We start from the raw sequence: 13,907 nt of genomic DNA, 5'->3' as shown, positions 1-13,907 counted from the left end.
CAGCGCCAGATCAACCGGCAGCGGCTTGCACCCGTCCGTCGAGGTCGGGGGCTTGCGCCTGGTGGTGGTGGTGGTGGTGGCCAGTGCCAGGCCTGCACCGCTGGCACCGTTCAGCAGCTGGGGGCATCGCACCAGATCAGCGGGTAGCGGCTTGCGCCCGGCCGTCGAGGTCGAGGGCTTGCGCCCGGCCATGCTGGCCAGCGCCTGCGGTCGAGGTCATGGGCACGCTGGCACCGGCACCAGGTCAACAGCACCCAGGCGCACACCAATCTGGTGGGCCATGCTGTCCAGCAGGGCGCGGTGCTCACGCTCGATGACGGTCTCGCACGCGTCTGCAGTGGTCAGGGTGGAGACCTCGGCGGCAATGCGCCTGGCGCAGTTGGTCAGGCCGTCGCGCATGGCTCGGGCGATTTCAAACACGGCGGCATCGACTTCTTTTTTATCCAGCAGTTCGTTGCGCAGCTCAGCGGCCTCGATGTCGGCTATGTCGGCGTTCGCGATCATCAAACGCCGTCTGGCTGCGTCGAAGGTCTCGCTAGCGTCGGTGGCGGCCCCGTGCTGCGGTGTGGCGGTGACATGCTTGCGCTGGGCGCGGTTGCGGGTGGATTCATGCCATTCGCGGGCAGCTTCAACACTGGTGGTCGGCATCCCTTTTTTTCGGAATTGGCTTATCGCTGAACCCGACACGCCCAGCGCAGCTGCGATTTGTTTTTGAGTGATTCGATTTTGTGGATTCATGATTGATAGTTAAGTTCTATTAACTAAGTTAAGTCGATTAAGCATTCCTAAAAACTGTTGGCTAGCGTTTTTTCGCGGTTCGAATTACCCGTGGTGAAAGGGGGGTCTTGGAAGTACCTTTTGGCTTTTGGGGGGGTCGGGTTGGCATCATGAATTGAGGCGTTGGACAGGCACGGTTGCACCCACGCACAAGGCACTGACACACTGACAAACCAGACAAACCCGGCTTTCCTGGACTTCACGATGTGTGGTGCTGGTCTTCATTTTTTGGGTTTGTCTGGTTTGTCAGTGTGTCAGTGCTGTTTGTGTGTGTGGCTTGTAAGTGGTTGATATACATAAATAAATAAATAAAAGGGTTAAATTCTCTTAATACGACAAACCTTAAAAACCAGACAAAGCCAGCGGGTTGACACGGATCACGGTAGATGGCCTTGCACCTTGGTTCTTTTTGGTCTCAGTCCGAACGCAGCCCTTGAGCTTCAAAGACTCAATCGCTTTTTGAACCTGTGCCGCGGTCTTGAACCTGTAGTCAAGCTTGCGTTGAAGGTCGCGCTGGCTGAACTCTTCAACCTGGTTGGTCTGGATCCACTTGAGCACAGCCACGGCATCGTCTTCAACCGCATCAGCCCCCAGCAGCCCGAATGCCGCGCGGGTGTGGGGTATCAGCAGGCGTGCCAACTTGATGGCCTGGTGCATGGATTCAAGGCTGACGGTGGTCACTGCCAAGCCATTGGCTGCCAGCTCAAACAGTGCTGAAATGCGCGCCACGGCCCCCGCCAGCTTTTTCATCCAATCGCCAATGTCGGTGAACGCGCCGCCGTCTGTCAGTCCGTCCTCGATCTCTTGGGAGAAGTCAAGCCATAAATCTTCAGCCAAGGCATCCAGCCGCAGGACAACAGGTTTGGTGGCGGTGCCGGGCTCTGGTGGGTAGTCAGCCAGCAAACCCATCACGGCTGACTCATAGGCCTGGACAATGTGCTGTGGCATCAGGTTACGCTGGCGGACATTGCGCCTGCCAATATTGGACTGCGGCACAGCGTAAAAAAATCGCGCCATCAGCCCGCTCGCCCTGAACTGTTTGTTGCCAGCCAGGTCTGCCACCATATCAGGCTGGATCATCAGGCCCATGGATACGCAGGGCTTTTGAACAAAAATCGAACGCGCCGCGCGCTCGACCTTAAGCGCGCTGCCTACATGACCTTTCAGAAACACCTCAAGGCTTGCGCCACCTTTGCTGTACAGCCCGCCCAAGATGCGGAACAGGCCGGGTTCGTCTGACAACACGGCCATGCGCCCGGCGTTCTCTGCGATCAGCCGTTGCATCGTTTCTGGCGTGCTGTCTTCAGTGAACAACGTGGGTATCCGAATTTCATCGGGGATGCTCAGTTCTTCATTTTCGATTTGCTCGCGGATGGCTTTCAGCTCCTCGTCGTGGGCTTTGGCCGACGATTGCTTCAGGGCCTCGATGCGCTTGGCAATGGTTGACCTAACGGCCTCGTTACGGGCAACATCCCGGCGCATACGATCACGCACCAACTTTTCCCAATACAGCAACGGCTCTTGGAACACGCTCATCACGGCTGATTTGCGCGTGCCGCTTGGGCTGACTGTCACACTCCAGAACGCCAGTATTTCGCGGTGCGATCCCAGATCAACCTCGAATCGTCCCTGCAGCAACGTTGCAAGCACGCCGAGCGCCGCCAACACCGACATTGCCGCCGGTGTTTGGGTGTTGGCCGCCACCGCTTGGGCAAACTCACCCCACACGCCAGGCAGGACGGCGCACGGCACCTCCGGACACACCATTACGCCGGGCAGCGTTGGTTCTGGCCATGGTGCATCACTGGTGGTGTCTGGTGCCTGTGTTGGCTCGGGTGCGTCGTGGTAGAACGCGATATCGTCCGAACTCATTTCAGGCCAGGCGCGCGGGCCATCACGCCAATCTGGCGCGTCAACTGGTGTAGCAGCCGCCACCGCAGCGGCCACACCCTTTAGGCCTGCCAGCGCCGCCATATCGTTGAAGTCGGTCGGTGAACTCATTGTGCTGGGCATGGTGCCACCTCCTGGGTGAATGACGGCACGGCCAGCCAGCCGCCTACCGCGCGCGCCGCTTCGCGCGCAGCCGTCACGCCGGGGTTACCGGTTGTGGCCACATCGTTGTCGGCACAAATCACAAACTTCAGGTCGGGGAATTTGGCGCGCAAAGCCTTTGCCACGGGCTGCAGGTTGCCGCAACTGAATGTCACGGCCACAGCGTGTCGGGTGGCCATGAACAGCGTGCAGCCGGTGGCCAGGCCTTCCGCCAGTAGCAGTGTGTCGGTGATCTGGCCCATGCTGAAGTAACAAGCCCTGGTGCGCCCGCCGGTCAGAAACCGCTTGGTGCCGTCCTGCCCGATAAATTGGATCGAGTGCAGGGTGCCGTCAGAATCGCGCACAGGCACCAGCAGCATATCGCGCAACTGGCGGATGCCAATCGGGTTGATCTGCTTGCGTTTTGGGTAAGGGTGGTCGGATTTTGCCGGGTGCGCACGCGCCCAAAGCTTTGCAGCCTTGTCGCGTGCTGCACTGTAAACGGCCTGCTGTTCAGCCTCACGCGCCTGCCGTGTCGCATGCATCTGCCGCTGGAACTCAGCGCGCTCTGCCGCCGTTTGTGGCCGGGTGGTGGCCTCGTGCCAGGTGTGTGACTCGCTGGTTTTCCACGAGCCAAAAGCGCCAAAAGCTGGCGAGCCATCGTGCAGCGAATACCAGCCGTTGACGCTACCGGATTTATCGCCCACGACTCGGTAGCGGTGAATTTTTCCGTCCTGGTGCATATCAAGTGGCTTGGCAGGTGCCAAGCCTGCCGCTGCCATCGCATCGCTGAAACTGGCGCTACTTGATGTCATGGAGCACCTCCAGTGTTTGGTGGTGCGCCGCAACACTCTCAAGATCACGAAACCAGTGTTTTTTGCCGCCGTGGTGCACCTCAAAATAAGTGACCAAGGTTCCTGAGTTGACAATCCGCGTAAGTGCACGGTTATGCGCTGCGAGGGCACGCTTGAGCTTTTGAAAATCCGGCTCTGGTGGCATCATTTTTCAAACCTTTCACCACACGCGGGGTAATGGATTTCTAAAAACGCGCTGTTGATGGCGGAAATTTCACTGGCAACGAACCGCAGCGCCTCGCCCGTCGAGTTAAAGGAGATATTTGAGTTTGTCATTCTGGCAACGGAAAAATGAATTCAGCAAAAAAATGGAACCCGATATTCGCGACTCGGTGTCCAGATCGCCCGGTGATTAGCCGGCCCAGCACACCGGCTGGGGTTTCGTCTGCATTTCCCGGAACCGTCCGGGAGGGTTTTGGCGGTCGAACTTCGCCAAACATAGGGGGAACAAGCCCTATGTGTATTTTTTTACAAGGTGTCTTCAGGCTCGATTGACTCGGGCTGCGCCGCTTCAAACTCGGAAACGAGCAAGCTCAAATTTGGCTTGAATTCCAGCGCTCGGCACAGGTCGTCAATTGCATAATTTGACAAATGGCGGGTGCGCGGGTCGATATCACCGCCAAAAATGATTCGTTGAGTCGAACTAATTTGCGACTCGAATTTGTCGATTTTTTGGTTCCAAAAAACCTTGGTTGGTGCGCCTGGTTTTTGGAGCGCTTGCGCTGCAGAAATGGCAATTCGCTGCGCCAGATAGGCCTCAAGCAAGGCTTGCGCCTGTCGGTCGTATTCCAACGAAGCAAGCGCTGCTTGCGCATCAAGTCGGGCTTGCGCGGCCTGGTCAACTGCGGATTGCTGCAAATCCATCGCATCAGAAACTGCCTGGATTTCGCGTTGCAACGCCACAATGCGCAGCCCCAGCGGGCCATTCAAAACCGACCCGCCTTCGCAGTCTTTTTGCGCCTGAAAGAGCTTGGTTGCCGCAATGGCTTCACCCTCGGGGGCGGCCGTGGTGATTGCTTCATCGAATTCAATTTGTGCAGCTGCCGCACGCTGCAAAGCGGCTTGACCCAGCGCAGTCTGCTCGGCCTCAAGCGGTTCCAGGCGTTTTAGAACTGCCTCGCGCCGCGAATCGCACAGCCCCAGCGCCCGTAGGGCAGTGGCGTGGTTTTCGTTGGCCGTTTGTAGGTCTTGGTCACAAATGGCCTGGTCGGCTTGCATCACAGCAGCCACACGCTGGCGCTCGGAATCTATCACGTGCCGTTTCATCGCCAATCGCGCCTGAACAAGCCTCGATTCCTCGAAGCGCCGCACGGCGGAATAATCCGGCGCTGCGGTCAGGGCGGCTTCAAACCGGCTGACTAGCGCCGCTGTTTTTTCAGGGTTGGCAAGTGTTGTCAGCATGGCCTCTTCAGCCCGGCTCAGGTTGGTTTGAGCGGGTTTCAATTTGGATAGGATTGTTTTAAACATGATGGGGCTTTCAAAAAAATGGGTTGGTAGCACCGGAAAACCGCCGGTGCAAATCGGGTTTGGAAACTAAAAATTTGCGCATGTTCATCTGGATAACGGGATTGAATCGAGCGCGTTTTTCAACATCTTCGCCAGGGTTTTCCGCGCCAGTCGCCGGGTTTGTCGGTTGCCTACGACCGTCGCGAAAATCAAATCATTGGGGTTGGTTGACGTTGCCAGCCAGGAAGCGCCGCCGGGCCGGGTGGTGTTGCAACCGAAGTGCGCTTTTGCGCCCTTGAATCGGCGATGTTGCGCAACCGTTTTTAAGGTGGGTTCCTGCCCGGCGCATGCGTGCCAGCGCGGCCGGTACGTTGCCGCGTGCCGTGCAAGAATTATTTTTCTGTGCTGCACGTTTCAAGCATTTTATGCCTGTAGCCCTTATGCTGCTTGCGCAAGGTGCTATGAATAAAATAGCATTGCTTGTCGGTGTGGTGCTTGCACGCTTTGACGTGCTGGTGATTGCGCTCCGCATCGCGTTACGCCGTTTTGGTGGCGGTTGCGGTTCGGCTTTCGATCCATTGAAAAATGTCCGACTCACGCCAGCCAACAGCACGGGCGGACAGTCGCACGGGTGCCGGGAAGGTGCCAGTCTTAACGCCCGCGTAAATGGATGATTTGCCAAATCCGGTCAGGTCTTGCACGCGTGGAAGGCGCAAAAGCTTGTCGGGTCTGGTGGGGGTTAAATTGACCCGGCCATCAAAGGAAACCGGGGCCGCGCCGTGCGTGGGTTGCTTGGGCTGGGGTTGATCTTTTGGGTTTGTTTGCATCGCTTGGGTTCCTAAGTGGTTTTAGCAAGTAGGAATGATGCAAGTGCCTTTAATTTATGTCACTTCAGCAGCGCCGCTAGTGAATGTAGATTTTTCATATTTTTTCAATCGCCGTGCAATTGTTGATTCTGAAGCGTCAAGCTCAATCGATGCTTCCAACAATACCGCGCTGTGTTTTTGCCCTTTTCGGGCATTGAAAAACTCACCGACCTGCTGATCTGAAACGGGCTTTCTCGCTTTTGGGCGCGGCTTGCTTGATGCCAGGTTTGATTGTTTCTTTTTGGCCAATCTTGCCTGCTCGTTTTTCGCTTTCAGCTCATCATTGCGCATGTTTGCCCGGTTGATTTCATTCATGACGGGTTGCAGGTTTTCGACTAGCAATAGCCAGGCGTTCGCCTGATCGCTTGCCTCGCGCGCATCTTTGATTTGATCTTGGTAAAAATCGACTTCGCCAGGGGCGTTCAGTGCCTTTGTCAGAATCAATCTAAGTGTTGGCCAGTCGCGGTCTACCAGCCATTGAAACGGCTTGCTGCCTCGGTAGGGTTCGCTTATGTCGTGCCAGCCTGTCAGAATGGTTTCAAGCGCTTGTATTCCGTCAAATATGCAAACCATCGCTGCAAGGCACGCCACGTGCAGAATCGTCACTGGGTGCATCGGGGTATTGACTTGCTTAAGTGCTTGGGTGCTGGGCACTTCGTTCACTGAAAACCGCGAAGTCGTTACAAGCTCCTGAAAGCGAAAACGGGCATCTCGTTGCACCTTCGAAGGGTAGGTGCCATCAGGCCACCTTAATTCTTCACGGGTCGTGTTCGGGGAGTCGTAAACGGTTTTCAAGCGCGCCCACGGTTTCGCCGCCAAATAGTAGGCTGTTTCCAATTCGTCAATCAGTTTTGTGATTTCAAGCCCGGTGAATTGGTGCTCATCAATGCCCCAAGTCAATGGGGAATTGCCAAGATCGTTCAGTGAATCAAGAAACGCGTCTGCACCATCGGGGCGCTCTAGTGGCCAGCGGTGCCAATGCTTGCGGTCGTGTATCGCTTGCAGGCTACGCCGCTCGCGTTCTAATTTGTCTATTTCCAACTCGCGCCCCTTCTGGTGCGACCTTCATAAGGTGCCAGCGCCGGGGTCGGTGAAGGTGTCCGACTTTTCGCCTTTGGGGATCAGCCTCGGGCTAGACGCTGGCGAAACTTGCGGATTACTGCCCGGCCGGGTGCCCCGCCGGTTGCACGGCCATGCGTTTGATGCGCTTGCGGGTTTTGGCAGTCTGCCCAGCCGCCCATAAATCACGCTGGGTCTGTAGCGCCAGCCAGTAGCCCGGCGTCGTGCCCAACGCCTCGGACAGCCTCAAATCCATGCCGGCGCTCACGGCGGCGCGCCCGTGCAGTATCTTGGACATCATCACCCGGCTGATGCCAATGTGGGCGGCGAACGTGGTCACGCTCATGGCCAGGTCATCAAGCCAAGCTTTCAGCAGCTCGCCTGGTAGGGCAGGGTTGTGCATTTTCATGGTGTGCGCCTTAAAGATTTCCAGCTCGGGGCTTGAATGGGAAAATCATAACCTGTTAATCGATGATTTACAAGTTACATCATGCCCCGCTCTGCCATGCTCAGGGCTTCGCGGGGTGCAACGATCACATGATCCAACACCCTAACATCAATCAGGCTTAGCGCTTCTTTCAGGGTTTGGGTCAGCGCTTCATCGGCCCGGCTGGGTTGCGCCGAACCGCCGGGGTGGTTGTGGCAAATCACCACGGCCGCAGCATGGTGCCCCAGGACAGCCAACGCCACTTGACGCGGATAAACGCTGGTATGTGTCAGGGTGCCATGGAACATTTTTTCAAAGGCGAGGAAGCGATTTTGCCCGTCCAAAAACAGCACGCCGAAAACCTCATGACGTTCGCCCCCAAGTTGCAATTGAAGGTATTGTTTCGCCGTGTCCGGGCAGTCAAATGCAGTACGTCCGCCAGCCATGCAACGCCCCACAATAGCCAACGCCCGGTCAACGGTGCCCCGCTCACGGCAAGTCAGGCCGTGCCGAAAGGACAACACGCCATCGCCCGCCGCATAGGCTGCCACGGGTTCGCGTACCGTTTTGGTTTGATTGCGCGGCCGCCGCGCCGCCTTGGTTGGGGCAGAATTCATATCAGCCATTTTCAATCCTTGTTTGATTGTTGGTGGTCAGGCGGGGCAGGTGGTAATGACACCGGCCCCGCCGCCCTTTTGCCCCGGTCAAATCGCGCCGGGGCTTCGCGGTAATGGTATTTCGTAACGTTCACATAATTCAGCCATGATCAGCCCGGCCAGTTCGCGGGTGACAGGCGCGTGATCAAGGTCTGGATTTGCCAGGGCTTTGAATTGCCGCACCAGCGCGGCCAGCAACACCGCCGGGGCTGCCTCCTTTAAATTTTCATGCGCCGCGCTGGCGGCTTCGCGCCGCCTGGTGCGGTAGCTGGCGGCCCGCATGGTGTCGCTCATGGGCTGCCCGTATTTGGCAGGGCGGCCGGGTTTCTTTGGGGCTTCGTTTGTTGGCATGGTTTTATCTTTTGTGATTATCACATTATATTGTGTGATTATCACCAAATACTTTTTCTTTGAAAAAATCGCGCCGGGCGGGGGTGCGCCAAGGAAATACCCCTCGCGCCCGTCTCCAGCAAGGTGCAAAGCCTGCCAGCAAAGCCCGAAGCGGGGCGGGGTTTGGCAGGTTTGAGGGAGTCAAGTATTGGTAAGAGTAAGAATTTCATTTTCACCATATAAAAGTGTCCCCGCTTTGTCTTTTGATGGTTTGGTGCATCACGCGGCCCGCTTGGGCAGGCTGACAACGTCCGCACCCTTGCGCAGTTTGTCGAGGTGGTCTGCCCATGCGGCCATCATGGCGGCCCTGTCGGTCAAATATGTGGCGTGGTTGTAGGCGGCTGCCACGGTATCGCGTTCCATGTGTGCCAGCTGCAATTCAATCAGGTGGTGCCCGTAGCCCTGCTCGTGCAGGATGGTTGAAGCCATGCCCCTGAACCCGTGGCCTGTCATCCGATACTGATACCCCATGCGCTGCAACGCCTTCAAAATGGTGTTGTTGCTCAAGTGTTTTGCGTGGTCGCGTTCGCCGGGGAACAGCAGGGCGCGGCCGCCCGATACCGTGTGCAAAATTTGCAGCACCTCCACGGCTTGCGGTGCCAGGGGCACGATGTGGGGCGTTTTCATCTTCATCCTGGATGCCGGAATGCGCCACTGTGCGGCTTGTAAGTCGAATTCATCCCACTGGGCGGCTATCAGTTCGCCCGTGCGCACAAAGGTAAGCGACATCAGTTTGATTGCCAGGCGGGTGTAAGGGCTGCCTTGATACGCCTCGATTTTGCGCAGCAGTTCGGGCAGTTCCTTCGCATCCAGCCGGGCGTAATTGGTTTTTTTGTGGGGCTTGAGTGCGTCTGAGGGCTTCACGTCCGCAGCGGGGTTGCGCTCAATCAGGCCATGTGCCACGGCAAACCGCATGATCTGGCCACACGTTTGAAGGGATCGTTTCGCAATGTCAACGGCACCGCGTGCCTCGATTGTCTTGGCCATCGCCAACAAGCCTGGGGCGGTCACGCTGGCCACCGGGCGGCCGCCCAATGCTGGGAAAACGTCCGCCTCAAGTCTGCGCAGCACGTAATCGGCATGGCGGGTGCTTTTCAGGCCTTTCCAGTGCGCCCACCATTGCCGCGCTACCAACTCAAACGTGTTTGCATCGTTTATGGCCCGAGTCAACTTGGCTTCTCGTTTGATTTGGCCTGGATCATCGCCTTTCGCCAGCGCCTCGCGTGCCAGGTCGCGGGCCTTGCGGGCTTGTGCTAGGGAAACATCAGGGAAGACACCCAGCGCCAGGCGTTTTTCTTTGCCCGCGTGCCGATACTTCAAACGCCAGTATTTGCCGCCCGCTGCCGTCACCTCCAAATACATGCCTTTTTCATCGGCAAATTTTTTCAGGGACTTGTCAGGCGGGCAGACGGCCCGGTCGCATTCGATCTTTGTCAGGGGCATGATGGGGGCATTTTTTGTGGGGGCATCGGAAAATCCCGATTGATGCCCCCAACTATGCCCCCTTTTTTGGCTGGCTGTCAACAACCTTTAACGAACGGTAATAAACAAAAAAGCCCCGTAACCTGTTGAATTACGGGGCTTTTTGCTTTGTTTTTGGACTCCCTTGGAAGCCCTTAAACCGATCATTGGCGGAGAGAGTGGGATTCGAACCCACGGTACCTTGCGGTACGCCTGATTTCGAGTCAGGTACATTCGGCCACTCTGCCATCTCTCCGCGAACCCGAGATTGTATCAGTGGCCTATTTGCCGTTGGATTCGGCCCGGGCCTCATGCAAGGCCTGCACAGCGGATTCAAGCTCGTCGCTGCTCACACCCTTTGCCAGTTGCACCTGCCCCGCCAAGGTGGCAAGTGCGCTGGCACCCTCGGCTTGCAGGGTGGCAATGCTTTGCCCGGCTACCTTGGGTGATGCAAAGCCGTTGCTTTGCAGCAGCAGCTTGCCTTCGGCGCTCTGCAATTTGAAGTAAAAGTGGCCATCCGTCTCGCGGTATTGTTTAAACACGGGAAGTGCTAACTTGACCGTTCTGGCAGTCTGCGTGGCTTGGACGCGCAAATCGCGTAGGCCCACCGCATGGCGCAACTCGGCCATGAAGGGCGTGGCAATGGCGCGCGCCTTAACTGCCCCAACCTGAAAAATGGCTTCGATCTTGCCGGGGTTGTTCATCAGCGCTTCATAAGCGGCGCGCATTGGCGCCAGCTCCTGATCAATGCGTTCAAACACTATCTGTTTAGCCTCGCCCCAGCCAATGCCGTTGGCATAGGCTTGACGCAGGTTTTTAGTTTCTTCGGCACTGGCAAAGGCCTGGTAAATCTGGAACAGTGCTGAGCCGTCGACACTTTTCGGCTCGCCCGGGGCTTTGCTGTCGGTAACGATGCCGCTGATGAGCTTTTGCAACTGGTCACGTGGCGCAAACAGCGGGATGGTGTTGTCGTAGCTCTTGCTCATCTTGCGGCCATCCAGGCCGGGCAGGGTGGCCACATTGTCTTCAATGGCAGCTTCGGGCGCGACAAAGTGCACGCCGTAGCGGTGGTTGAAGCTGTTGGCCATGTCGCGGGCCATCTCGATGTGCTGCACCTGGTCACGCCCCACCGGCACCTGGTGCGCGTTAAACATCAAAATGTCGGCCCCCATCAGCACCGGGTACATGAACAGACCGACGTTCACATCGGCGTCAGCATCAAGCCCGGCGGCGTTGTTTTTGTCCACCGCGGCCTTATAAGCATGAGCGCGGTTGAGTACGCCCTTGCCGAGCACGCAGCTTAAAAACCAGGTGAGTTCTGGGATTTCGGGCACGTCTGACTGGCGGTAAAACACCACCTCGTCCGGGTCCAGCCCGCATGCCAGCCAGCTGGCGGCAATTTCCAGACTGGAGCGCTGGATACGCGCCGGGTCGTCGACCTTGATCAAGGCGTGGTAGTCGGCCAGAAAGTAAAAGCTCTGCACGCCCAAACGCAGGCTGGCGGCAACCGAGGGCCGAATCGACCCCACATAGTTGCCCAAGTGAGGGGTGCCGGAAGGCGTGATGCCAGTAAGAAAGCGCTCGATACTCATGAGGAAACAGTCAAAAACAACAAAAAAAGCACGCTTAGCGCAGCAACAGCAGCAATGGCGTGAGCAGCAGGTCGATCAGTCCGAGCGTCAAGCTCATCAACGGGCGCAACCACAGGCTGGTCACTACGCCGGTCAAAACCAAGGCTATGACGATGAAAAAACCATACGGCTCCACCCGCGACACCATCGTCGCCTGCCGGTACGGCAACAGGCCCACCAGAATGCGCCCGCCGTCCAGCGGCGGGAGGGGAAAAAGGTTGAACACAAACATGATCACATTGACCAGAATGCCACCCTGAGCCATCTTAAGGAAGAACGGTTCGTTGACGCCGCTGGCCTGCATCAAGTAAAACACCACGGCCCAGAGCAACGCCTGCACAAAGTTGGATGCGGGGCCGGCCAGCGCGACCCAGACCATGTCTTTTTTTGGGTGGCGCAGCTTATCAAAACGCACCGGCACCGGCTTGGCATAGCCAAATAAAAACGCGCCAGAGGTGGCAAAGTACAGCATCAGCGGCATCAGAATGGTGCCAACTGGGTCGATGTGTTTGAACGGATTGAGGGTGATCCGCCCGGCCAGGTAGGCGGTGTTGTCACCGAAATGCCGTGCGACATAGCCGTGGGCAGCTTCGTGCAGGGTGATCGACAGCAGCACCGGTATCGCGTAGATCGTGATGGTCTGTATCAGGTTGCCAAAGTCCATATGTAAAAAATCCTTTGGCTTACAGGCCCAGCAGCGCCAGTGAGCCGCGACCTTCGCGGATGATGACAGGCTCTGAACCGGTCAGGTCAACCACCGTGGTGGGCTCGCGCGGGCAGGCACCAGAGTCGATCACCGCCGCAACGCGACCGCGGTAGTGCTCGCGGATGTCTTGCGCGTCGTTAAACGGATGCTCTTCACCTGGTGCTATCAAGGTAGTAGCTAGAAGCGGAGCACTGTAAAGGGCTAGAAGCTCCTGGAGCACTTTATGTTCGGGCACGCGCAGGCCGATGGTCTTGCGCGAGGGGTGGCTCAAGCGGCGTGGCACCTCTTTGGTGGCTAGCAGAATGAAGGTAAACGGGCCGGGCGTGGCCGCCTTGAGGCGACGGTACTGCTGGTTGTCCACCTGCGCATAGCTCGACAGCTCTGACAGGTCGCGGCACAGCAGCGTCAGATGGTGCTTGTCGTCCACACCCCGGATGCGGCGCAGCTTGTCGGCCGCGGCCTTGTCGTCCAAATGGCAGACCAGCGCATAGCTGGAGTCGGTGGGCACGGCCAGCACCTCGCCCTTGTCAAGCAGGGCGGTGGCCTGCTTCAATAGACGTGGCTGCGGGTTGTCGGGGTGGATTTCAAAAAGTTCAGGCATGGCGCTATTGTCGCTTGGGCCTAAGCTCACGGATGGACAGCAGCGCGTTGCCCACGCCGCTCGTTGCAATCACCGCAATACCCACCCAGGCCAGTGCGTCGGGAACATGGTTGAAAAATAGCCAACTGCACAGCGTGGCAAAGGCGATCTGGGTGTACAGGTAGGGCGAAAGCACCACCGCGCTGGCGCGGTTGAAGGCGCGAATCAGCATCAGGTGGCCGAAAGTGCCAAAAAAACCGAGCGCCAGGAACCAGGGCCAATAAGTTAGCAGCGCCTGGGTGCTCCAGTTCCATAACAGTGCCGGGCTCATGACCAGAGTGCCCACCAGCCCGGTGTAGAAGTGGGTGGTGTAGGGGTTTTCGTCGCCGCTCAGACGGCTGGTCAGCACCTGAAACCCGGCGTAGGTACTCACCAGCAGCAGCGGAAACAGCAGCGCCCAGCCAAACACTTGGCCACCGGGGCGCACCACCAGCAACACGCCACTCAGGCCCACCACCATCAACACCCAGCGCAGACGGGAGACATGGATTTTGAGCAGGACGGACGCCATGGCGGTCGCGACCAAGGGTGAGAGCATGATCATTGCGGTGAATTCCGCCACCGGCAAATACTTCAGCCCAAAAAACGAACACAGGCTGGTGGTCAGCAGCAAGGCACCACGCAGCGCCTGAAACTTCGGGTTGGGTGTGGCAAACAGCCTGGTTTTTTGCACCGGAAAGCGCAGTGCGAAAGTGGTTACCGCCTGAAAAGCGTATCGAAACCACAGCAGCATCAAAACCGGTGCCAACTGGGTGATGTGGCGGGTGGCTGAATCCAGCAGCGCAAAGGAAAGTGCGGCCGTGATGATCAGCAAAATGCCGCCACCCTGGCGGCTGCGCCAAAACGTCAAGGGCATGACAAAACCATTGACATGCCAAGTGAGGGCTCGTTACGTAACAAGGTGTGCATTTAGGTGTCGGCTTTGGGATGCGGTGCTAGGCGCAAAGCGCGCCAGTTAGCCCT

Annotated in this window: 16 protein-coding genes and 1 tRNA gene; all 17 read right to left on the bottom strand. The window is 57.6% G+C overall.

Going from position 1 to position 13,907, the window contains the following annotated elements; genetic code table 11:
* Positions 1-216: 216 nt before the first annotated feature.
* Complete coding sequence (locus BLL52_RS18095; protein WP_075588005.1) at positions 217-648, bottom strand: hypothetical protein; 432 nt, start codon at positions 646-648, stop codon at positions 217-219.
* Between the two features lie 471 nt (positions 649-1,119).
* Positions 1,120-2,790 carry a YfjI family protein gene (locus BLL52_RS18090; protein WP_083634048.1) on the bottom strand — a complete coding sequence of 557 codons (1,671 nt, stop codon included), beginning with the start codon at positions 2,788-2,790 and terminating at the stop codon, positions 1,120-1,122.
* Complete coding sequence (locus BLL52_RS18085; RefSeq protein WP_075588003.1) at positions 2,775-3,623, bottom strand: primase/helicase family protein; 849 nt, start codon at positions 3,621-3,623, stop codon at positions 2,775-2,777. The genes BLL52_RS18090 and BLL52_RS18085 overlap by 16 nt, the downstream gene beginning before the upstream one ends.
* Positions 3,610-3,810, bottom strand: coding sequence for a hypothetical protein (locus BLL52_RS18080; RefSeq protein WP_075588002.1), 201 nt, complete (start codon positions 3,808-3,810; stop codon positions 3,610-3,612). Before BLL52_RS18080 ends, BLL52_RS18085 begins: the two co-directional genes overlap by 14 nt.
* 320 nt (positions 3,811-4,130) lie before the next feature.
* Positions 4,131-5,129 (bottom strand): hypothetical protein, encoded by a 999-nt coding sequence (locus BLL52_RS18075; RefSeq protein WP_139313450.1) that lies wholly within the window; start codon positions 5,127-5,129, stop codon positions 4,131-4,133.
* A gap of 84 nt (positions 5,130-5,213) precedes the next feature.
* Positions 5,214-5,519, bottom strand: a complete 306-nt coding sequence (locus BLL52_RS20495; protein ID WP_139313449.1) for a hypothetical protein — start codon at positions 5,517-5,519, stop codon at positions 5,214-5,216.
* Between the two features lie 125 nt (positions 5,520-5,644).
* Positions 5,645-5,935 carry a helix-turn-helix transcriptional regulator gene (locus BLL52_RS20095; protein WP_083634047.1) on the bottom strand — a complete coding sequence of 97 codons (291 nt, stop codon included), beginning with the start codon at positions 5,933-5,935 and terminating at the stop codon, positions 5,645-5,647.
* 54 nt (positions 5,936-5,989) lie between these two features.
* Positions 5,990-7,015: a hypothetical protein gene (locus BLL52_RS18065; RefSeq protein WP_075588000.1), complete on the bottom strand. Its 1,026-nt coding sequence runs from the start codon at positions 7,013-7,015 to the stop codon at positions 5,990-5,992.
* A 115-nt stretch (positions 7,016-7,130) separates the two neighbouring features.
* Positions 7,131-7,442, bottom strand: coding sequence for a HigA family addiction module antitoxin (locus BLL52_RS18060; protein WP_075587999.1), 312 nt, complete (start codon positions 7,440-7,442; stop codon positions 7,131-7,133).
* A gap of 74 nt (positions 7,443-7,516) precedes the next feature.
* Positions 7,517-8,086, bottom strand: a complete 570-nt coding sequence (locus BLL52_RS22065) for a JAB domain-containing protein (RefSeq protein WP_083634046.1) — start codon at positions 8,084-8,086, stop codon at positions 7,517-7,519.
* A gap of 78 nt (positions 8,087-8,164) precedes the next feature.
* Positions 8,165-8,467 carry a hypothetical protein gene (locus BLL52_RS18050; RefSeq protein WP_139313448.1) on the bottom strand — a complete coding sequence of 101 codons (303 nt, stop codon included), beginning with the start codon at positions 8,465-8,467 and terminating at the stop codon, positions 8,165-8,167.
* A 258-nt stretch (positions 8,468-8,725) separates the two neighbouring features.
* The gene (locus BLL52_RS18045) at positions 8,726-9,949 is read right to left on the bottom strand and encodes a tyrosine-type recombinase/integrase (RefSeq protein WP_075587997.1); all 1,224 of its coding nucleotides are present in this window, start codon (positions 9,947-9,949) and stop codon (positions 8,726-8,728) included.
* Between the two features lie 186 nt (positions 9,950-10,135).
* Positions 10,136-10,223, bottom strand: a tRNA-Ser gene (locus BLL52_RS18040).
* A 25-nt stretch (positions 10,224-10,248) separates the two neighbouring features.
* The gene (locus BLL52_RS18035; protein WP_075587996.1) at positions 10,249-11,559 is read right to left on the bottom strand and encodes a tryptophan--tRNA ligase; all 1,311 of its coding nucleotides are present in this window, start codon (positions 11,557-11,559) and stop codon (positions 10,249-10,251) included.
* A gap of 34 nt (positions 11,560-11,593) precedes the next feature.
* Positions 11,594-12,262, bottom strand: a complete 669-nt coding sequence (locus BLL52_RS18030; RefSeq protein ID WP_075587995.1) for a site-2 protease family protein — start codon at positions 12,260-12,262, stop codon at positions 11,594-11,596.
* 19 nt (positions 12,263-12,281) lie between these two features.
* Entirely contained in the window at positions 12,282-12,905 is a 624-nt protein-coding gene (locus tag BLL52_RS18025) for an L-threonylcarbamoyladenylate synthase (protein WP_075587994.1), read from the bottom strand.
* A 4-nt stretch (positions 12,906-12,909) separates the two neighbouring features.
* Complete coding sequence (locus BLL52_RS18020) at positions 12,910-13,800, bottom strand: DMT family transporter (protein ID WP_075587993.1); 891 nt, start codon at positions 13,798-13,800, stop codon at positions 12,910-12,912.
* Positions 13,801-13,907 lie beyond the last annotated feature (107 nt).

The organism is Rhodoferax antarcticus ANT.BR (assembly GCF_001938565.1).
GTDB classification, from domain to species: Bacteria; Pseudomonadota; Gammaproteobacteria; order Burkholderiales; family Burkholderiaceae_C; genus Rhodoferax; species Rhodoferax antarcticus.
This window is presented reverse-complemented; position numbering and strand designations above follow the sequence as displayed.

Coding starts and splice junctions, on each gene's coding strand:
- BLL52_RS18080 (WP_075588002.1), bottom strand. CDS start 3,810: ATGATGCCACCAGAGCCGGATTTTCAAAAGCTCAAGCGTGCCCTCGCA.
- BLL52_RS18095 (WP_075588005.1), bottom strand. CDS start 648: ATGCCGACCACCAGTGTTGAAGCTGCCCGCGAATGGCATGAATCCACC.
- BLL52_RS22065 (WP_083634046.1), bottom strand. CDS start 8,086: ATGGCTGATATGAATTCTGCCCCAACCAAGGCGGCGCGGCGGCCGCGC.
- BLL52_RS18090 (WP_083634048.1), bottom strand. CDS start 2,790: ATGCCCAGCACAATGAGTTCACCGACCGACTTCAACGATATGGCGGCG.
- BLL52_RS18045 (WP_075587997.1), bottom strand. CDS start 9,949: ATGCCCCTGACAAAGATCGAATGCGACCGGGCCGTCTGCCCGCCTGAC.
- BLL52_RS18075 (WP_139313450.1), bottom strand. CDS start 5,129: ATGTTTAAAACAATCCTATCCAAATTGAAACCCGCTCAAACCAACCTG.
- BLL52_RS18050 (WP_139313448.1), bottom strand. CDS start 8,467: ATGCCAACAAACGAAGCCCCAAAGAAACCCGGCCGCCCTGCCAAATAC.
- BLL52_RS18085 (WP_075588003.1), bottom strand. CDS start 3,623: ATGACATCAAGTAGCGCCAGTTTCAGCGATGCGATGGCAGCGGCAGGC.
- BLL52_RS18030 (WP_075587995.1), bottom strand. CDS start 12,262: ATGGACTTTGGCAACCTGATACAGACCATCACGATCTACGCGATACCG.
- BLL52_RS20095 (WP_083634047.1), bottom strand. CDS start 5,935: ATGCAAACAAACCCAAAAGATCAACCCCAGCCCAAGCAACCCACGCAC.
- BLL52_RS18035 (WP_075587996.1), bottom strand. CDS start 11,559: ATGAGTATCGAGCGCTTTCTTACTGGCATCACGCCTTCCGGCACCCCT.
- BLL52_RS18025 (WP_075587994.1), bottom strand. CDS start 12,905: ATGCCTGAACTTTTTGAAATCCACCCCGACAACCCGCAGCCACGTCTA.
- BLL52_RS18060 (WP_075587999.1), bottom strand. CDS start 7,442: ATGAAAATGCACAACCCTGCCCTACCAGGCGAGCTGCTGAAAGCTTGG.
- BLL52_RS18020 (WP_075587993.1), bottom strand. CDS start 13,800: ATGCCCTTGACGTTTTGGCGCAGCCGCCAGGGTGGCGGCATTTTGCTG.